10 protein-coding genes are annotated in these 15,106 nt (G+C 71.8%); 2 read left to right on the top strand and 8 right to left on the bottom strand.

What is annotated here, in order from left to right; translation table 11 throughout:
* Window positions 1-68: 68 nt before the first annotated feature.
* Window positions 69-680: a YdbC family protein gene (locus tag IF19_RS0126935; protein ID WP_030117463.1), complete on the bottom strand. Its 612-nt coding sequence runs from the start codon at window positions 678-680 to the stop codon at window positions 69-71.
* A 273-nt stretch (window positions 681-953) separates the two neighbouring features.
* On the opposite strand from IF19_RS0126935, the gene IF19_RS0126930 reads away from it, so the two are divergent.
* The gene (locus IF19_RS0126930; RefSeq protein WP_030117464.1) at window positions 954-1,490 is read left to right on the top strand and encodes a TerD family protein; all 537 of its coding nucleotides are present in this window, start codon (window positions 954-956) and stop codon (window positions 1,488-1,490) included.
* A gap of 116 nt (window positions 1,491-1,606) precedes the next feature.
* On the opposite strand, the gene IF19_RS0126925 is transcribed toward IF19_RS0126930, so the two are convergent.
* A complete protein-coding gene (locus IF19_RS0126925) occupies window positions 1,607-4,501 on the bottom strand; it encodes a vitamin B12-dependent ribonucleotide reductase (RefSeq protein WP_030117465.1) in 2,895 nt (964 codons plus the stop codon).
* Window positions 4,502-4,676: 175 nt separating this feature from the next.
* Window positions 4,677-5,189 carry a transcriptional regulator NrdR gene (nrdR, locus tag IF19_RS0126920; protein ID WP_030117466.1) on the bottom strand — a complete coding sequence of 171 codons (513 nt, stop codon included), beginning with the start codon at window positions 5,187-5,189 and terminating at the stop codon, window positions 4,677-4,679.
* 457 nt (window positions 5,190-5,646) lie between these two features.
* On the opposite strand from nrdR, the gene lexA reads away from it, so the two are divergent.
* The gene (gene lexA, locus IF19_RS0126915) at window positions 5,647-6,444 is read left to right on the top strand and encodes a transcriptional repressor LexA (RefSeq protein ID WP_030117467.1); all 798 of its coding nucleotides are present in this window, start codon (window positions 5,647-5,649) and stop codon (window positions 6,442-6,444) included.
* Window positions 6,445-6,618: 174 nt separating this feature from the next.
* Here lexA and IF19_RS0126910 read toward each other — a convergent pair whose 3' ends face one another.
* The 5 genes from IF19_RS0126910 to IF19_RS0126890 all read right to left on the bottom strand — a co-directional run bounded on the left by IF19_RS0126910 (window position 6,619) and on the right by IF19_RS0126890 (window position 14,940).
* Window positions 6,619-8,589 (bottom strand): ATP-dependent DNA helicase, encoded by a 1,971-nt coding sequence (locus IF19_RS0126910; protein WP_030117468.1) that lies wholly within the window; start codon window positions 8,587-8,589, stop codon window positions 6,619-6,621.
* A 38-nt stretch (window positions 8,590-8,627) separates the two neighbouring features.
* Window positions 8,628-10,742 carry an IucA/IucC family protein gene (locus IF19_RS0126905; protein WP_030119779.1) on the bottom strand — a complete coding sequence of 705 codons (2,115 nt, stop codon included), beginning with the start codon at window positions 10,740-10,742 and terminating at the stop codon, window positions 8,628-8,630.
* Window positions 10,743-10,802: 60 nt separating this feature from the next.
* Window positions 10,803-11,528 carry a GNAT family N-acetyltransferase gene (locus IF19_RS0126900; protein WP_030117471.1) on the bottom strand — a complete coding sequence of 242 codons (726 nt, stop codon included), beginning with the start codon at window positions 11,526-11,528 and terminating at the stop codon, window positions 10,803-10,805.
* Window positions 11,529-11,609: 81 nt separating this feature from the next.
* On the bottom strand, window positions 11,610-13,514 hold the full coding sequence (locus IF19_RS0126895) for an IucA/IucC family protein (RefSeq protein ID WP_030119778.1): 1,905 nt from the start codon (window positions 13,512-13,514) through the stop codon (window positions 11,610-11,612).
* 28 nt (window positions 13,515-13,542) lie between these two features.
* Window positions 13,543-14,940 (bottom strand): diaminobutyrate--2-oxoglutarate transaminase family protein, encoded by a 1,398-nt coding sequence (locus IF19_RS0126890; RefSeq protein WP_030117474.1) that lies wholly within the window; start codon window positions 14,938-14,940, stop codon window positions 13,543-13,545.
* Window positions 14,941-15,106 lie beyond the last annotated feature (166 nt).

Here is a 15,106-nt window from a genome sequence, read left to right as displayed (position 1 = left end):
CCCGTCGGCCGGGCCGGGGCTCCCCGCCGAGCGGTGCCCACCGGTCTACAGGTCTACAGATCTGCCGGTCAGGCCGTGACCGTCCAGGACGGTTCCAGGTCCACGACGTCGCCCGTCAGCTCGATCACGTCGGTCTCGGTCTGCGCCCGGGCGGCGAGCCGCTCGGCCCCCGCCGCGCGGTACTTGCCGCGTTCCGCGTTCGACTGCCACAGGGACAGGGTCAGGAACTCGCTGCCCGGGGCCTGTGCGAACACCCCGCGCAGCATGCCGGGCGAGCCGGCCATGGCGGGGTTCCACACCTGCCGCTGCATCAGGACGAAGTGCTCGGCGCGCTCCTCGTGGACCCGGCTGTGCGCGACCCGGGCGACGTCCGCCCCGGTGAAATGCGGTTCGAACCCCGTCTTCACGTCGAAGCTGCGCTCGAAGAGCGTGACCCGCATGTCGCGGAACATGTCCGACTGCCCCGCCGCCATCCGGTCGTGGCCGCGGGCCATGAAGGAGTCGTAGAACACGCGGTTGTCCCAGAACGCGAAGATGTGGGCGACGCCGGGGCGCGTTCGGCTCCATCCGCCGCTCTGCCCCCGGAATCCCGGCTCACCGACCAGCCCCGCCCACTCCCGCTGCCCCCGTTCGAAACCGCGACGGTCCACCACGGAACAGCGAATCCACTTCACCAGCACCGCGCCATCGTACGGGGCCGAAGGTGGCACGCGTCACGGTCCCGGGAAGCGGACCCCGGCCGGGGCCGCGGTGCGGTAACGGGGAGGCGGGCGAGGCCGTGTTCCCGGGCACGGGCGTCGACCGGGCTACCGGGCCGCCCGGCCGCCGAATGGCCCGAATGTGCCGTCCCGGAACCGGGCAGTTGGTTCCGCGGCCGGTTCCGTACATGATCGGGTGATCGTGTGTCGGGTGATGAGCACGGCCCGCGGGCCGTCGGCCGGGAGGGGAGTCCCTTGAGCACTCCGAACAAGGACATCGAGAAGGTCGAGGTACGGGTCAAATGGGACCCGAGCCCGCACGGGGCGGCCGCCAACGACCTCGACATCATCGCGGCCACCTATCCGGCCGACCAGCAGTACGGCGACCCCGCCTACCTGGTGCATTTCGACAGCCGCTCGCCCGACGGCACCATCGCGCTGAACCGGGACAGCCGTACCGGGCAGGGTTTCGGTTTCGACGAGGTCATGACCATCGAGCTGTACCGGCTGGCGGAGCGGTACGGGCGGGTGGTGGTCGGCGTCGCCATCCAGCAGCGCGACGGCCGCAAGGCCTTCGGCGACATAGGGAGTACGGCGATGGAGATCGCGGAGGGCTACACGAAGCTGGCCGAGAACGACTTCTCCGGCGTGGCCGGGGCGACCGCCGCGATCGTCGGGGAGTTCACCCGTGACGGGTCGGGGCTCTGGGGGTTCCGCTCGGTCGTCCGCGGTTTCGACGGTGAGCCCGACGCGTTCGCCGCGGAGATGGGACGTCTGGCCGCCGCGGGGTGACATCGGCCAGTTCCGGACAACCCGGGGCGGTACGCCGAAGGGGACCGGCCGGTGGCCGGTCCCCTTCGTGACCCACGTCAGCTACGCGTCACGCGGTGCGCGCGGTTCCGCTCGGGTCAGCTGCAGCCGCTGGTCGAGCCGCAGCCCTCGCAGATGTAGCAGGATCCCGCGCGCTGCATCTTGGTCCCGCAGGAGAAGCAGAGCGGGGCGTCGGCGCTGATGCCGAGCTGCATCTCGACCAGTTCGGCCGAGGTGTGCGCGGTCTTCGGCGCCGCCTTCGCGGGCTCGGCGGGGGCCGGGACCGCCTTCAGGGGCTCGGCGTGGACCGGGGCCGACTGGGCAAGCCCGTCCGTGTCCATCTCCTCCGCCTCGAACACGGGCTCGTAGCTGCCGGTGTCCAGGTGGCGCTGGCGCTCCTCGGCGGAGTGGATGCCGAGGGCGGAGCGGGTCTCGAAGGGCAGGAAGTCGAGCGCCAGGCGGCGGAAGATGTAGTCGACGATCGACTGCGCCATCCGCACGTCCGGGTCGTCCGTCATGCCGGCCGGCTCGAAGCGCATGTTGGTGAACTTCGAGACGTACGTCTCCAGCGGGACGCCGTACTGCAGGCCCACCGAGACGGCGATGGAGAAGGCGTCCATCATGCCCGCGAGGGTCGAGCCCTGCTTGGACATCTTCAGGAAGACCTCGCCGAGACCGTCGTCCGGGTAGGAGTTGGCGGTCATGTAGCCCTCGGCGCCGCCCACCGTGAAGGAGGTGGTGATGCCGGGACGGCCCTTGGGGAGGCGCTTGCGGACCGGGCGGTACTCGACGACCTTCTCGACCGCCTCGCGGATGGTCTCCTCGGCCTTCGCGGTGACCTCTTCCTTCTCCTTCTCCTTGGTCTTGGCGGAGAGGGGCTGGCCGACCTTGCAGTTGTCGCGGTAGATCGCGAGCGCCTTGACGCCCATCTTCCACGCCTCGAAGTAGACCTCCTCGACGTCCTCGACGGTGGCCGTCTCGGGGAGGTTCACCGTCTTGGAGAGCGCGCCGGAGATCCACGGCTGGATGGCCGCCATCATCCGGACGTGGCCCATCGCGGAGATGGAGCGCTCGCCCATGGCGCAGTCGAAGACCTCGTAGTGCTCGGTCTTCAGGCCGGGGGCGTCGACCACGTTGCCGTTCTCGGCGATGTGGGCGACGATCGCCTCGATCTGCTCGGGCTGGTAGCCGAGGCGGCGCAGCGCCTGCGGCACCGTGCCGTTGACGATCTGCATCGAGCCGCCGCCGACCAGCTTCTTGAACTTGACCAGGGCGAGGTCGGGCTCCAGGCCGGTGGTGTCGCAGGACATCGCGAGACCGATGGTGCCGGTGGGCGCGATGACCGATGCCTGCGCGTTGCGGAAGCCGTTCTTCGCGCCGAGCCGGATCACGTCCTGCCAGGCCTCCGTCGCGGCGGCCCAGACCGGGGAGTCCAGGTCGTCGATGTGGACGGCCTTGGCGTTGGCGTCGGCGTGCTGCTTCATGACGCGCTGGTGCGGCTCGGCGTTGCGGGCGTAGCCGTCGTACGGGCCGACGACCGCGGCCAGCTCGGCGGAGCGCTTGTAGGAGGTGCCGGTCATCAGCGAGGTGATGGCACCGGCGAGCGCGCGGCCGCCGTCGCTGTCGTACGCGTGGCCGGTCGCCATCAGGAGGGCGCCGAGGTTGGCGTAGCCGATGCCCAGCTGGCGGAAGGCGCGGGTGTTCTCGCCGATCTTCTGCGTGGGGAAGTCCGCGAAGCAGATCGAGATGTCCATCGCGGTGATGACCAGCTCGACGACCTTGGAGAAGCGCTCGGACTCGAAGGACTGGTTGCCCAGGCCGTCGTCCTTGAGGAACTTCATCAGGTTCAGCGAGGCGAGGTTACACGAGGTGTTGTCCAGGTGCATGTACTCGCTGCACGGGTTCGAGCCGTTGATCCGGCCGGACTCCGGGCAGGTGTGCCAGGCGTTGATGGTGTCGTCGTACTGGATGCCGGGGTCGGCGCAGGCCCAGGCGGCCTCGGCCATCTTGCGGAAGAGGGACTTGGCCTCGACCTCTTCGATGACGTCGCCGGTCATCCGGGCGCGCAGCCCGAACTTGCCGCCGGCCTCGACGGCCTTCATGAACTCGTCGTTCACCCGGACCGAGTTGTTGGCGTTCTGGTACTGGACGGACGTGATGTCGTCGCCGCCCAGGTCCATGTCGAAGCCCGCGTCGCGCAGGGCGCGGATCTTCTCCTCCTCCTTCACCTTGGTCTCGATGAAGTTCTCGATGTCGGGGTGGTCGACGTCGAGGATGACCATCTTGGCCGCACGGCGGGTGGCGCCGCCCGACTTGATCGTTCCGGCGGACGCGTCGGCGCCGCGCATGAACGAGACCGGTCCCGAGGCGTTGCCGCCGGAGGAGAGCAGTTCCTTGGAGGAGCGGATGCGGGAGAGGTTCAGACCGGCGCCGGAGCCGCCCTTGAAGATCATCCCCTCTTCCTTGTACCAGTCGAGGATCGACTCCATGGAGTCGTCGACGGCCAGGATGAAGCAGGCGGAGACCTGCTGCGGCTGGGGCGTGCCGACGTTGAACCAGACCGGGGAGTTGAAGCTGAAGACCTGGTGCAGGAGGGCGTGGGCCAGCTCGTGCTCGAAGATCTCGGCGTCCGCGGGAGAGGCGAAGTAGCCGTTGTCCTCGCCGGCCTTCCGGTACGTCTTCACGATCCGGTCGATCAGCTGCTTGAGACCGGTCTCGCGCTGCGGCGTGCCGACGGCGCCGCGGAAGTACTTGCTGGTGACGATGTTGACCGCGTTCACCGACCAGAAGTCGGGGAACTCGACGCCACGCTGCTCGAAGTTGATCGAGCCGTCGCGCCAGTTGGTCATGACGACGTCACGGCGCTCCCACGACACCTCGTCGTACGGGTGCACGCCGGGGGTGGTGTGGATGCGCTCGATACGCAGACCCTTGCTCGCCTTGGCGCCCTTGGTGCGGGAACCTCGTGCCGGGCCGCTCGCCGTCTCTGTCATGCCGCCTCCCATATGTGGGCGAAAACGCCCTGAAGTGCCCAGATCTTCCCAGGCACAATGTGTGTCCGATGCTCCGGACGCCGCGCTGGGCAGCCGGAAGCACATCTCGTGCCGCCCCGTCGCCGGTCCGCAGCACGGTGTCTGCGGGCGCGGGCGTCCCGGGCGGGGTGCCGCTTCAGTCGGCGGCGATGGCGGGCGCGGGAACCTCGGGGGTCCCGCCGCTCCCGAGGTCCTCCGTGGAAGGGCGCTGCGCGCGCAGTTCCACGATGGCGGTCTCGAAGTCCTCCAGGGAATCGAACGCCCGGTAGACGGACGCGAAGCGCAGGTACGCGACGACGTCGAGTTCCTGCAGGGGTCCGAGGATGGCCAGTCCCACGTCGTGGGTGGTCAGCTCGGCGCTGCCGGTGGCGCGCACCGCCTCCTCGACCCGCTGGCCGAGTTTGGCGAGGGCGTCCTCGGTGACGGGCCGTCCCTGGCATGCCTTGCGGACGCCGGAGATGACCTTGGTGCGGCTGAAGGGCTCGGTCACGCCGCTGCGCTTGACCACCATCAGCGAACAGGTCTCCACCGTGGTGAAACGGCGGGAGCAGTCGGGGCACTGCCGGCGGCGACGGATCGAGGTCCCGTCGTCGGTGGTGCGACTGTCGACGACCCTGCTGTCGGGGTGCCTGCAGAAGGGGCAGTGCATGGCTCCCAACCCTCCTTCACACGCACGACTGAATAGCCTCGTCAGGCCCGTTCCCGGGCCGCTGGAAGCAGTCCCCAGCATAGGCGATGCTCACGGCGCGAATGAACCGAGACCACAACTTCTGGGCGACCGGAGCAATCCAACCACTAGATCTAGGGTTGAGTCGGATTTTGGGCCCTAGCGCGTGTCGCGCGCCGGACCTCACGGAGAGGTCGCTGCGGGGCCTGCCCGCCGGGGCTCCGGGCCAGAGAAGAGGGTACGGGAGACGCGGGGCCGCCGAGTCGCCGGGGCACCGGCGCGTGGCCGGCCGGAGGGGCCCGCGCCTGTGTCGCTCATACACCCCTCACCACCGCCACGGCACCCCTTTTTTCGTTTTTCACTCGAACGTGTGTTTGGCGCAACCTTTCGAAAGCTACTACCGTTGTCCAGCTAGGGAGAACATTCGAGAGGGGCCGACGTGACCACCACCGCAGACAGCGCCACCATCACCGCCCGGGACCACCGCTCCCAGAGCCGACTTGAGCCGGTGCATGCCATGAACGACGCACTCACGAACGCCGACGGGCCCGATCCCGCACGCTCCGGGCGCTCCATGCCCGGCAGGCCCCCGGGCATCCGGGCGGACAGCTCCGGGCTCACCGACCGGCAGCGGCGGGTCATCGAGGTCATCCGCGACTCCGTGCAGCGGCGGGGATACCCGCCTTCCATGCGGGAGATCGGTCAGGCGGTGGGCCTGTCCAGCACCTCGTCCGTCGCCCACCAGCTGATGGCCCTGGAGCGCAAGGGCTTCCTCCGCCGGGATCCGCACCGGCCCCGCGCCTACGAGGTGCGCGGATCGGACCAGCCCAGCACCCAGCCCACCGACACCACGGGCAAGCCCGCCGCGTCCTACGTGCCGCTGGTGGGCCGGATCGCGGCCGGTGGCCCGATCCTCGCCGAGGAGTCCGTCGAGGACGTCTTCCCCCTCCCCCGCCAGCTCGTCGGCGACGGTGAGCTGTTCGTGCTGAAGGTCGTCGGCGACTCGATGATCGAGGCCGCGATCTGCGACGGCGACTGGGTCACCGTCCGCCGCCAGCCCGTCGCGGAGAACGGGGACATCGTCGCCGCCATGCTCGACGGCGAGGCGACGGTCAAGCGCTTCCGCCGGGAGGACGGCCACGTGTGGCTGCTCCCGCACAACGCCGCGTACCAGCCGATCCCCGGCGACGAGGCGACCATCCTCGGCAAGGTGGTCGCCGTGCTGCGGCGGGTCTGAGGAGAGCGTCGGTCACGGCTTCCGGCCCCGGGATCTCTGCCTAGGACGTCCAGCACGACGTCGGTCCCGGGGCTTCGTCATGCCCCGGCCCGGTCACGGCCCGGGGCTGCGTCGCGCCCGGGGCGGCTTCGGCTTCTCCCGCCCCGGTGTTCAATGCCCCGCGCCCTCTCCGGCCTACGCGCCGTCCGCCTTCGCCTTGGCGTCGATGGCTGCCAGGGAGCGGCGCGCCTGGTTCCGGTCGGTGGTGTACCAGAAGTCCGGCAGCGAGGCGCGCAGATAGCTGCCGTACCGCGCGTTGGCGAGGCGGGGGTCCAGCACGGCGACGACGCCCTTGTCACCCGTCGCGCGGACCAGCCGGCCCGCTCCCTGGGCCATCAGCAGGGCCGCGTGCGTGGCCGCCACCGCCATGAAGCCGTTGCCACCGGCCTCCTCGACCGCCTTCTGCCGGGCGCTCATCAGCGGGTCGTCCGGCCGGGGGAACGGGATCCGGTCCATCACCACCAGCTGGCAGCTCGGCCCGGGGACGTCCACCCCCTGCCAGAGGGACAGGGTGCCGAAGAGGCAGGTCTCCGGATCGGCCGCGAAGTTCTTGATCAGTTCGCCGAGCGTCTCCTCGCCCTGGAGGAGGATCGGCTTGTCCAGTCGGCCCCGCAGCTCCTCGGCCGCCGCCTTCGCGCCCCGCATCGAGGAGAAGAGCCCCAGCGTGCGGCCGCCGGCCGCCTCCACCAGCTCCGCCAGCTCGTCCAGCATGTCCGTACGGGAGCCCTCGCGGCCCGGGGTGTTCAGATGCCGGGCGACGTAGAGGATGCCCTGCTTCGGGTAGTCGAACGGGGAGCCGACGTCCAGCCCCTTCCACTGCGGTACGTCCTCGCCCGCCGTGCCCTCGGGGGCCAGCCCGAGCGACGCGCCCACCCCGTTGAAGTCGCCGCCCAGCTTGAGGGTGGCCGAGGTCAGCACCACCGACCGCTCGGCGAACAGCTTCTCGCGCAGCAGCCCCGACACGGAGAGCGGCGCGACCCGGACGGAGGCCCCGAACCGGTCGTGCTGCTCGTACCAGACGACGTCGTACTCGGAGCCCTGCGTGATGCGCTCCGCGACGCCGTGGATCGACTCGACCGAGGCGAGGGCCTGCTTGCGGACGGCGTTCTCGTCCTCCACCGACTTGTCCCGGGTGGCGCCGATCGCGGAGATCACCGTGCGCGCCGCGTCGCGCAACGCCATCAGCGCGTACCCCAGGTCCTCGGGCACCTCTTCGAGCCGTCCGGGCAGCGCCAGCTCCATGACCCGCTCGAACCCCTCGGCCGCGGTGAGCAGGGCGTCGGCGGCCTTCTCGTTCACCAGCTTCGCCGCCCGGCGGACCGCGCGGTTGACCTGGGCCGGGGTCAGCTCGCCGGTGGCGACACCGGTGACCCGGGAGACCAGCTCATGGGCCTCGTCGACGATCAGGACCTCGTGGGAGGGGAGCACCGGGGCGCCCTCGATGGCGTCGATCGCGAGCAGCGCGTGGTTGGTGACGACCACGTCCGCCAGCTTCGCCCGCTCGCGCGCCGCCTCGGCGAAGCACTCGGCCCCGTACGCGCACTTCGACGCGCCCAGGCACTCCCGCGAGGAGACCGAGACCTGCGCCCACGCCCGGTCCGAGACGCCGGGCGTCAGATCGTCCCGGTCGCCCGTCTCCGTGTCGTCCGACCAGTCCCGCAGCCGCAGCAGGTCCTGCCCCAGCTTGCTGGACGGGGCCGCCGCCTCGAACTGGTCGAACAGCCCCTCCTCCTCGTCCTGCGGGACACCCTCGTGGAGCCGGTGCAGGCAGAGGTAGTTCGACCGGCCCTTGAGCATGGCGAACTGCGGCCGGCGGCGCAGCAGCGGATGCAGGGACTCGACCGTGCGCGGCAGGTCGCGCTCCACGAGCTGCCGCTGGAGGGCCAGGGTGGCCGTGGCCACGACGACCCGCTCCCCGTGCGCCAGGGCCGGCACCAGGTAGCCGAGCGACTTGCCCGTACCGGTGCCGGCCTGGACGAGCAGATGGGATTGGTCGTCGACGGCCTCGGCGACGGCTTCGGCCATGGTGACCTGGCCGGGCCGTTCCGTACCGCCGACGGCGGTCACGGCGGCGTGCAGGAGCTCGGGGAGGGATGGCTTCGTCATAGCCCGACCACCCTACGGCGCACCACTGACAACGGCGATCACTCCCGGACGCGGACGGAGGGGTGCAGGGGGTTGGGGACGGTGCCGTGGACCGCCGCGTGCGGGCGGCTGTCGCGGTCCCGGTAGCCGTCGACGAGCAGGCGGTTGCGGTTCAGGCAGAGGCGCTCGATCTCCGGGGTGAGCATGTCGAACAGCTCGAACCGCTCCTTCAGCTCCGGGAAGCGGGCGTGGTGGCGGACGATCTCCGCCCGGACGAGTGACCAGAAGTCGTCCTCGGCGACCCCGAGCTGTTCCTCGCACAGCGGTGCGAGGTAGCGGAAGACGCCGACGAAGAGGCCGGAGTGGATGAACTGGGTGAGGAAGGACGGCGCTTCGGTGAGGAGGACGTCGCGCACCTCGTCCGGCATGGTGGCGTGCTCCGGCAGCGGGTGGGCGCTGACGTTGACGTCGTCCACGAAGTCCTTGATGGCGAGCCGTACGGGCACGTCGTTCTCGTCGAAGACGACGATGGCGTTCTCGCCGTGCGGGGAGAAGACGGTGCCGTAGCGGTAGAGGAAGTGGAGCAGGGGTGGCAGCAGCGCGGCGAACAGCCGCTTCAGCCAGACCTCCGGAGCCAGCCCGGAGCGCTCGACCAGCTCCGCGGTGAAGGCGCGGCCCGCCGGGTCCGTGTGCAGGAGGGAGGCGAGCGTACGGGCCCGTTCGCCCGGGGCGAGGCGGGGCGGGAGCGGCTCCCGCCAGATCGCGCCGAGCAACTCCTTGTACTGGTAGGGCACTCCGGGGAGGTGGTCGTAGAGGGGGTGCTCGACGGCGACGGAGGCGACCTCTCCGAGGAGGACGACCCGGCAGGTGTCGCGGAGGAACGGGTCGGCCTCGCACAGCCCCTGGACCCAGGCGGTGACCGCCGGGGCGGCGAGGGTCCGTTCGGTCGGCAGGCCGCGCCAGACCAGGGTGTTGAGGATGGAGAGCGGCAGCTTCACCGTGTGCCGTTCGGGCCGTGCCACATTGGCGAACGTGCGGATCGACTGCTGCGGGAGCCGGGTGTCGCCGTCCGTGTGCAGGGCGACGATGTCGCCGTCCGCGATGGCCGGGGCGAAGAGCGGGACGATCCACTCGTCCCACTGCCAGGGGTGCACCGGGAGGTAGAGGTAGTCGCGTGGATCGTGTCCGCCGGCCCGCAGGACGTCGGCGAAGGCGTCCCTGACGTCCGCGTCGAGCTCTCCGGCGTACAGCTCCTCGGGGGTGGCGACGCGGCCCACACCCCGGAACCGCGCGAGGCGGGTGCTGACCGCGATCCATGGCAGCCGGAGCGGGGTGCGGGTCTCGGGGGTGAAACGGTCGGCGTCGGCGGCCGAGAAGCCGAGCCGTCCCATGCTGGCGACCAGCCAGGGGTGGCCGGTCTGGTGGCCCTCCAGCTCCGCGTAGTCGAGCGCGGCGAGCCGGTCGGCGGTGAGGGCGGTGTGGTCGAGCCGGGCGTCGGCGGAGAGCGTCCGGGTCAGCTCGCGTATGAGGTGGCCGAGGGTCGTGCCGTCGAGCCCGAGGAGGTCGCGCGCCCGGACGAGGAACGTCAGCGGGTCGCGGAACGGGCGGGCGGCGGGCGCCGGGCCGGTGCCGTTGACGGGAGCCGCCGTGCGCGGGTCCGCGTGCGGCGGCGCGACGGCGTGCGCGGCCGCCTGCGACGGCGCGGCGGCGTGGGCGTCGGCGTACGCGGCCGTGGGAGCGCTCTCGGCGTGCGCCGCGGCGTGCCCGGCACGGGTGGAGGCCGCAGCGGCGGAAGCGACACCGGTGGTTGCGGTATCAGTAGTTGCGCCACCGCCGGGCGAGGAGCCGGTGGACGCGGTGACCGGGCTGCCGTTGGCGTGGGCCGTCGCGGGCCGGTCGGCGACCTCGATCGAATCGGGATCGACGCGCCAACTGCCGTACGCACCGCGCCGGACGGTGAAGGTGAGCGCTCCCCCGTCGTCGAGTGTCAGCCGGTGGAGTCCGCCGGTCCCGGAGTCGGGGACGGGCTCGATGATCTTCTCGTAGGCGAACTCGCCGAGCATCTTGGCGAGGAGCCGTGCGGCGGCCCGGTCCCAGATCTGTCGGTCCAGCTCCGGAGGGCTGAACAGCCGCGGGGACTCGGCTGCGTCACGGCTCGTGGGATATATCGGCACGGGGACTCCTCCGGATGGAACCTGTGGGGTTCGAGCGGTGTGGAAGGTGCGGCGAGTGGGTCACAGCTGGTCTCGGTACGTTCGGTCGCGGATCATCAGCGCGGCACGCTTGTCGGGGAGGTCCACTTCGGCGGAGAAGCGGAAGCCGGCGCCGAGGAACGCGGAGACGGACGGGGTGTTGCGCAGGTCCGGCTCGGCGACGACCCGCCCGCAGCGCGGCAGGTTGTCCAGGACGAGGTCGGCGACGGCGCGGATGAGGGTGGTGCCCACGCCCCGGCCGCGATTCCGTACGCCCCCGATGAGGAGGTGGACGCCGGTGTCGTGCGGGCGGGCCGGGTAGTGGCGGGCGAGCGGGTCGAGGTCGGCGCGGTAGATCTCCCAGTAGCTCATCGGTGTGCCGTCGAGCACCCCCAGGCAGGGGATGCTCCGGCCGTCGCCTTCGAGCTGGATCCTGAGGTGGTCCGCGGTGACGGACTCCGGCCCGGCGAGCTCCCAGAAGGCCGCCACCGCCGGATCGTTCATCCAGCGGCTGAGCACGGGGAGATCGCGTTCGGGCCGGACGAGGAGGAGGGCGAACTCCCCCGCCGTCGTCCGCGCGGGCGGCCAGCTCCCCGGGTCGCCCAGCAGCTCGCTCGGGACAGGGGTGCGGGCCGTCGCGGAGCCGCGTTCCTCGGCGATCATCGCGAGGAGTTCCTCGGTGAGCCGCAGGTCGAGTGTGTCCTCGACGCCGGTGCTCCCGCCGTCGGGCGCGGTGCCGGGTTCCGCTGAGGCGTCGGCGGGAGGCATGGTGGCGCTCTCCTCTCTGGACCGGGTTCGGTCGGTGGGCTGCTCCGGGGCGGTGGCTCGGAGTCTGCCTGGTGCGGGTGCTCAGCCGTGCAGCGGGTTGGCGATGGTGACGTACACCGACTGGGTGTCGACCGGTCCGACCAGCTCGTCGAGTCCATGCAGGCGGGTCAGCAGGTTGGCCTTGCAGCGCAGTTGGCGGTTGTCCAGGAGGTACGCGGGCAGGGGCGAGCCCAGTTCCGCGGTCTCGGTGAGGAACCGGCGCAGCACCGCGAGGAGTTCCCGTTCGTCGGCGAGGCGTTGCGATCCGAACGCGCCGATGAGCCCGAGGACGTTGTTGATGCCCAGGTAGTAGGCGAACCGTTCGTCGGTGACCGGGTCGGAGACGAAGGTGTCGCTGACGGAGCCGATGCCGGGAAGCCGCTTGTCCAGCTCGGCCCGGCGGGATTCGCGGAAGTAGTAGCCCTGGTTGTCCCGGTAGCGGCCTCCGACGGGCCAGCCGTCCGGGTCGAGCAGGACGATCGTGTTCTGCTGGTGGGCTTCGAGGGCGACGCCGCCGTGGGCGTCGAGCCAGAGCACGGGGCGCACGACGTGCTGGAGGTAGCGGCGGAACCATTCGGCACAGACCTCGGCGGCGGTGAGGCCGGTGCGGGTGGTCAGACCGGAGACGACCTCCGCGAGCCGGGAGCGCATGCCGGGGTGGCCGGGACGCGGGCGCAGGGCGGTGAGGCCGGCGATGCAGGCGGCGTCGTCGCCCGGACCGAAGGGGTTGTGGCGGAGCACCACGTCGAGCCCCGTGACGGGGACGCCCTCGGTGTCGTCCACGGCGAGCCAGGCCGGGTCCCGGACGATGTCGAAGCCGGGGTGCTCCCGCTGCCAGCTCGCGGCGAGGCCGGTCGACAGCAGCCGGTAGACCTCGACGCCCCGGTGCAGTTCCTTGCGGAGGTTCTCCCGGCGGGAGTTGGTGATGCGTACGCCGAGGGAGAGCTTGAGCATGACCCGCGCCCCGGGCCGGTGCACGGTGCGGATGGAGGAAGTGGGGTGCCAGTGCTCGCCGTGCGGGCCGAGGTCGTGGATCAGACCGGCCTCGGCGAGGGCGCGGACCTGGGGGCGGTGGAGCAGGTCGGCGGCCTGCCAGGGGTGTACGGGGACGGCGACGGTGCCGGGGGGCGTGCTCAGCCCTGCGGCGTGCGGGGCGAGCAGCTCCTCGGCGGTGGCCGGGCCGTCCTCGGTCCAGGCGGAGTCGGTGGCGGCCAGCGACCGGTCGACGGCGAACCAGTGGAGCGGGAAGGAGCCGTGGATCTCGGGCGAGTAGCGGCGGGCCTCCGTCTCGGAGAGTCCTTCGCGGCTCTTGGGCGTGGGGTGGAGGGGGTGGCCGAGCAGCAGGGACTGTTCGGCGGTGAGGAAGAGGTCGGCCTCGGCGGGGTCCTCCGGGGTGCGCCGCCGCTGTTCGACGAAGCCGGCGGTGTGGCGTACGGAGTCGGCCACGCGCGCGACCAGGTCGACCGCGCTCCCGTCGCCGCCCTCGCGCCCGATGAGGACGGCGACGGTGGCGGCGTCGGCGGGCGGGGCGCCGGCGGGGGCGTTCTCCAGGGCGGGTGCGCCGAAGCGGTGGGCCCCGGTGGCGGACCAGTGGTGGACGGGCACGAGGAGGGCGGTGCCGCTCGCGGGGAAGGCGATGCGCAGGGTGTCGCCCTCGGGCCGCGGGAGGTCGTTCTCCCGGGTCCAGCAGCGCAGCAGGCTCTCCGTACCGGCCGCGTCGGCGGCCCGCAGCGGGTCCGGGTCGTCGAGCGCGTCGGGGGCCACGCCCCGGCCGGTCGCCGTGCCGGAGCCCGGGGCGGACGCGTACGCGGGAAGGCCGGGGTCGCGCGGGGATTTCTGGCGGGGCACGATCGTCGCCTCGACCGTGCCGGGGGCGGCCGGTCCGTCCTGCCCTCGGTGCCGGGGGGTCCCGGGGCCGTCGGCCTCGGGTGCGGGGGTGGGGTTCACGGCGTTCTTCCTTGTGGGGATTCCGGGTTCAGGTGGTGGACCCGGCGGTGGTCCGACGGTGCGGGGAGCGTTCGGCCGCTGCCAGCGCGTCGGCGAGACGGTCGACGACGGCGTCCGCCTGCTCGTCGGTGAGGGTGAGGGGAGGCAGCAGACGCACCACGGCCTCGTACCGGCCGCCCAGTTCGACGATGAGTCCGCGGCGCAGGCATTCCTGCTGGACGGCGAGGGCGAGGGCCGGGTCCGGGGGCGGGGCGGGGGTGGGGTCGCCCGCCTCGGCGGGCAGGGGCGCGCGTTCGGGATCCACCAGCTCCAGGCCGATCATCAGTCCGCGCCCCCGTACGTCACCGATTCCCGGGTGATGCGCCCTCAGTTCCCTCAGACGGGCGAGCATCCGGGACCCCAGGACCGCCGCGCGGTCCGCCAGTTGATTCTCCCTGACGAACGCGAGCGTGGCAGCGCCCGCCGCCATGGCGAGCTGGTTGCCACGAAACGTACCCGCGTGCGCGCCCGGCTGCCAAAGATCCAGCTCAGCGCGGTAGACGATGACGGCGAGGGGCAGGGAGCCGCCGATCGCCTTGGAGAGGACCATGACGTCGGGCTCGATGCCGCTGTGGTCGACGGCCCAGAAGGCGCCGGTCCTGCCGACCCCGGTCTGCACCTCGTCGGCGATGAGCGGGATGGACCGGTCCTCGGTGATGGCGCGCATGCGGCGCAGCCAGCCGTCGGGCGCGGGGTTGACGCCGCCCTCGCCCTGGACCGGTTCCACGATCATCCCGGCGGGGGCCGGGACCCCGCCCTTGCGGTCGTCCAGCAGGTGCTCGGTCCAGCGGGCGGCGAGCGCGGCCCCGCGCTCGCCGCCGGTCCCGAACGGGCAGCGGTAGTCCTGCGGGAAGGGCAGCCGGGTCACCCGGACGTCGGTCGCACCGCCGGAAGCGGCGAGGGCGCCGGTGGTCATCCCGTGGTACGCGCCCGTGAAGGCCAGCAGTCCGGTGCGGCCGGTCGCGGCGCGGACCAGCTTGAACGCGGCCTCGACGGCGTCGGTTCCGGCCGGGCCGCAGAACTGGATGCGGGCGTTCTCGGCGAGGCGGCGTGGCAGGGTGGCGAACAGCTCGGTGGTGAAGGCGTCCTTGACCGGGGTGGCCAGGTCGAGCACGTGCAGGGGCGCGCCGGAGTCGATGACCTTGCGGATCGCTTCGAGGACGACCGGGTGGTTGTGGCCGAGGGCCAGGGTGCCGGCGCCGGAGAGGCAGTCGAGGTAGCGCCGTCCGTCGGCGCCCTCGATGGTGAGCCCGCGGGCGCGCACCGGGACGATCGGCAGGGACCGGGCGTAGGTGCGGGCCGCCGACTCGCGCAGGGTCTGGCGGCGGAGGATGCCTTCGTGCGCGGTCGTCGGCGGCGCCACCGGCGCGGGTTCGGTCACGGACACGGCTCTTGATCCTCCTGCGGTAACAGTTGCGTTGCACGTCGGTACGTTTTCGCGCGGACGCACCGCGGCAGTGAACGCTGTCCTGGTGTCCCCCGTCCGTACCAACGACGCCGTCCGCGATGGATCACGGGTGCACCGGAAGATCCTCGCGGCGACGGAACCGCGG

It is taken from the genome of Streptomyces californicus, from assembly GCF_000717645.1.
Classification (GTDB): domain Bacteria; phylum Actinomycetota; class Actinomycetes; order Streptomycetales; family Streptomycetaceae; genus Streptomyces; species Streptomyces californicus.
The sequence above is the reverse complement of the archived record's forward strand: the minus strand, read 5'-3'. Positions and strand labels throughout refer to the sequence as shown.

Excerpts from the sequence above, each read along its gene's own strand:
- IF19_RS0126925 (WP_030117465.1), bottom strand. The coding sequence starts at position 4,501 with ATGACAGAGACGGCGAGCGGCCCGGCACGAGGTTCCCGCACCAAGGGC.
- IF19_RS0126910 (WP_030117468.1), bottom strand. The coding sequence starts at position 8,589 with ATGACGAAGCCATCCCTCCCCGAGCTCCTGCACGCCGCCGTGACCGCC.
- IF19_RS0126900 (WP_030117471.1), bottom strand. The coding sequence starts at position 11,528 with ATGCCTCCCGCCGACGCCTCAGCGGAACCCGGCACCGCGCCCGACGGC.
- nrdR (WP_030117466.1), bottom strand. The coding sequence starts at position 5,189 with ATGCACTGCCCCTTCTGCAGGCACCCCGACAGCAGGGTCGTCGACAGT.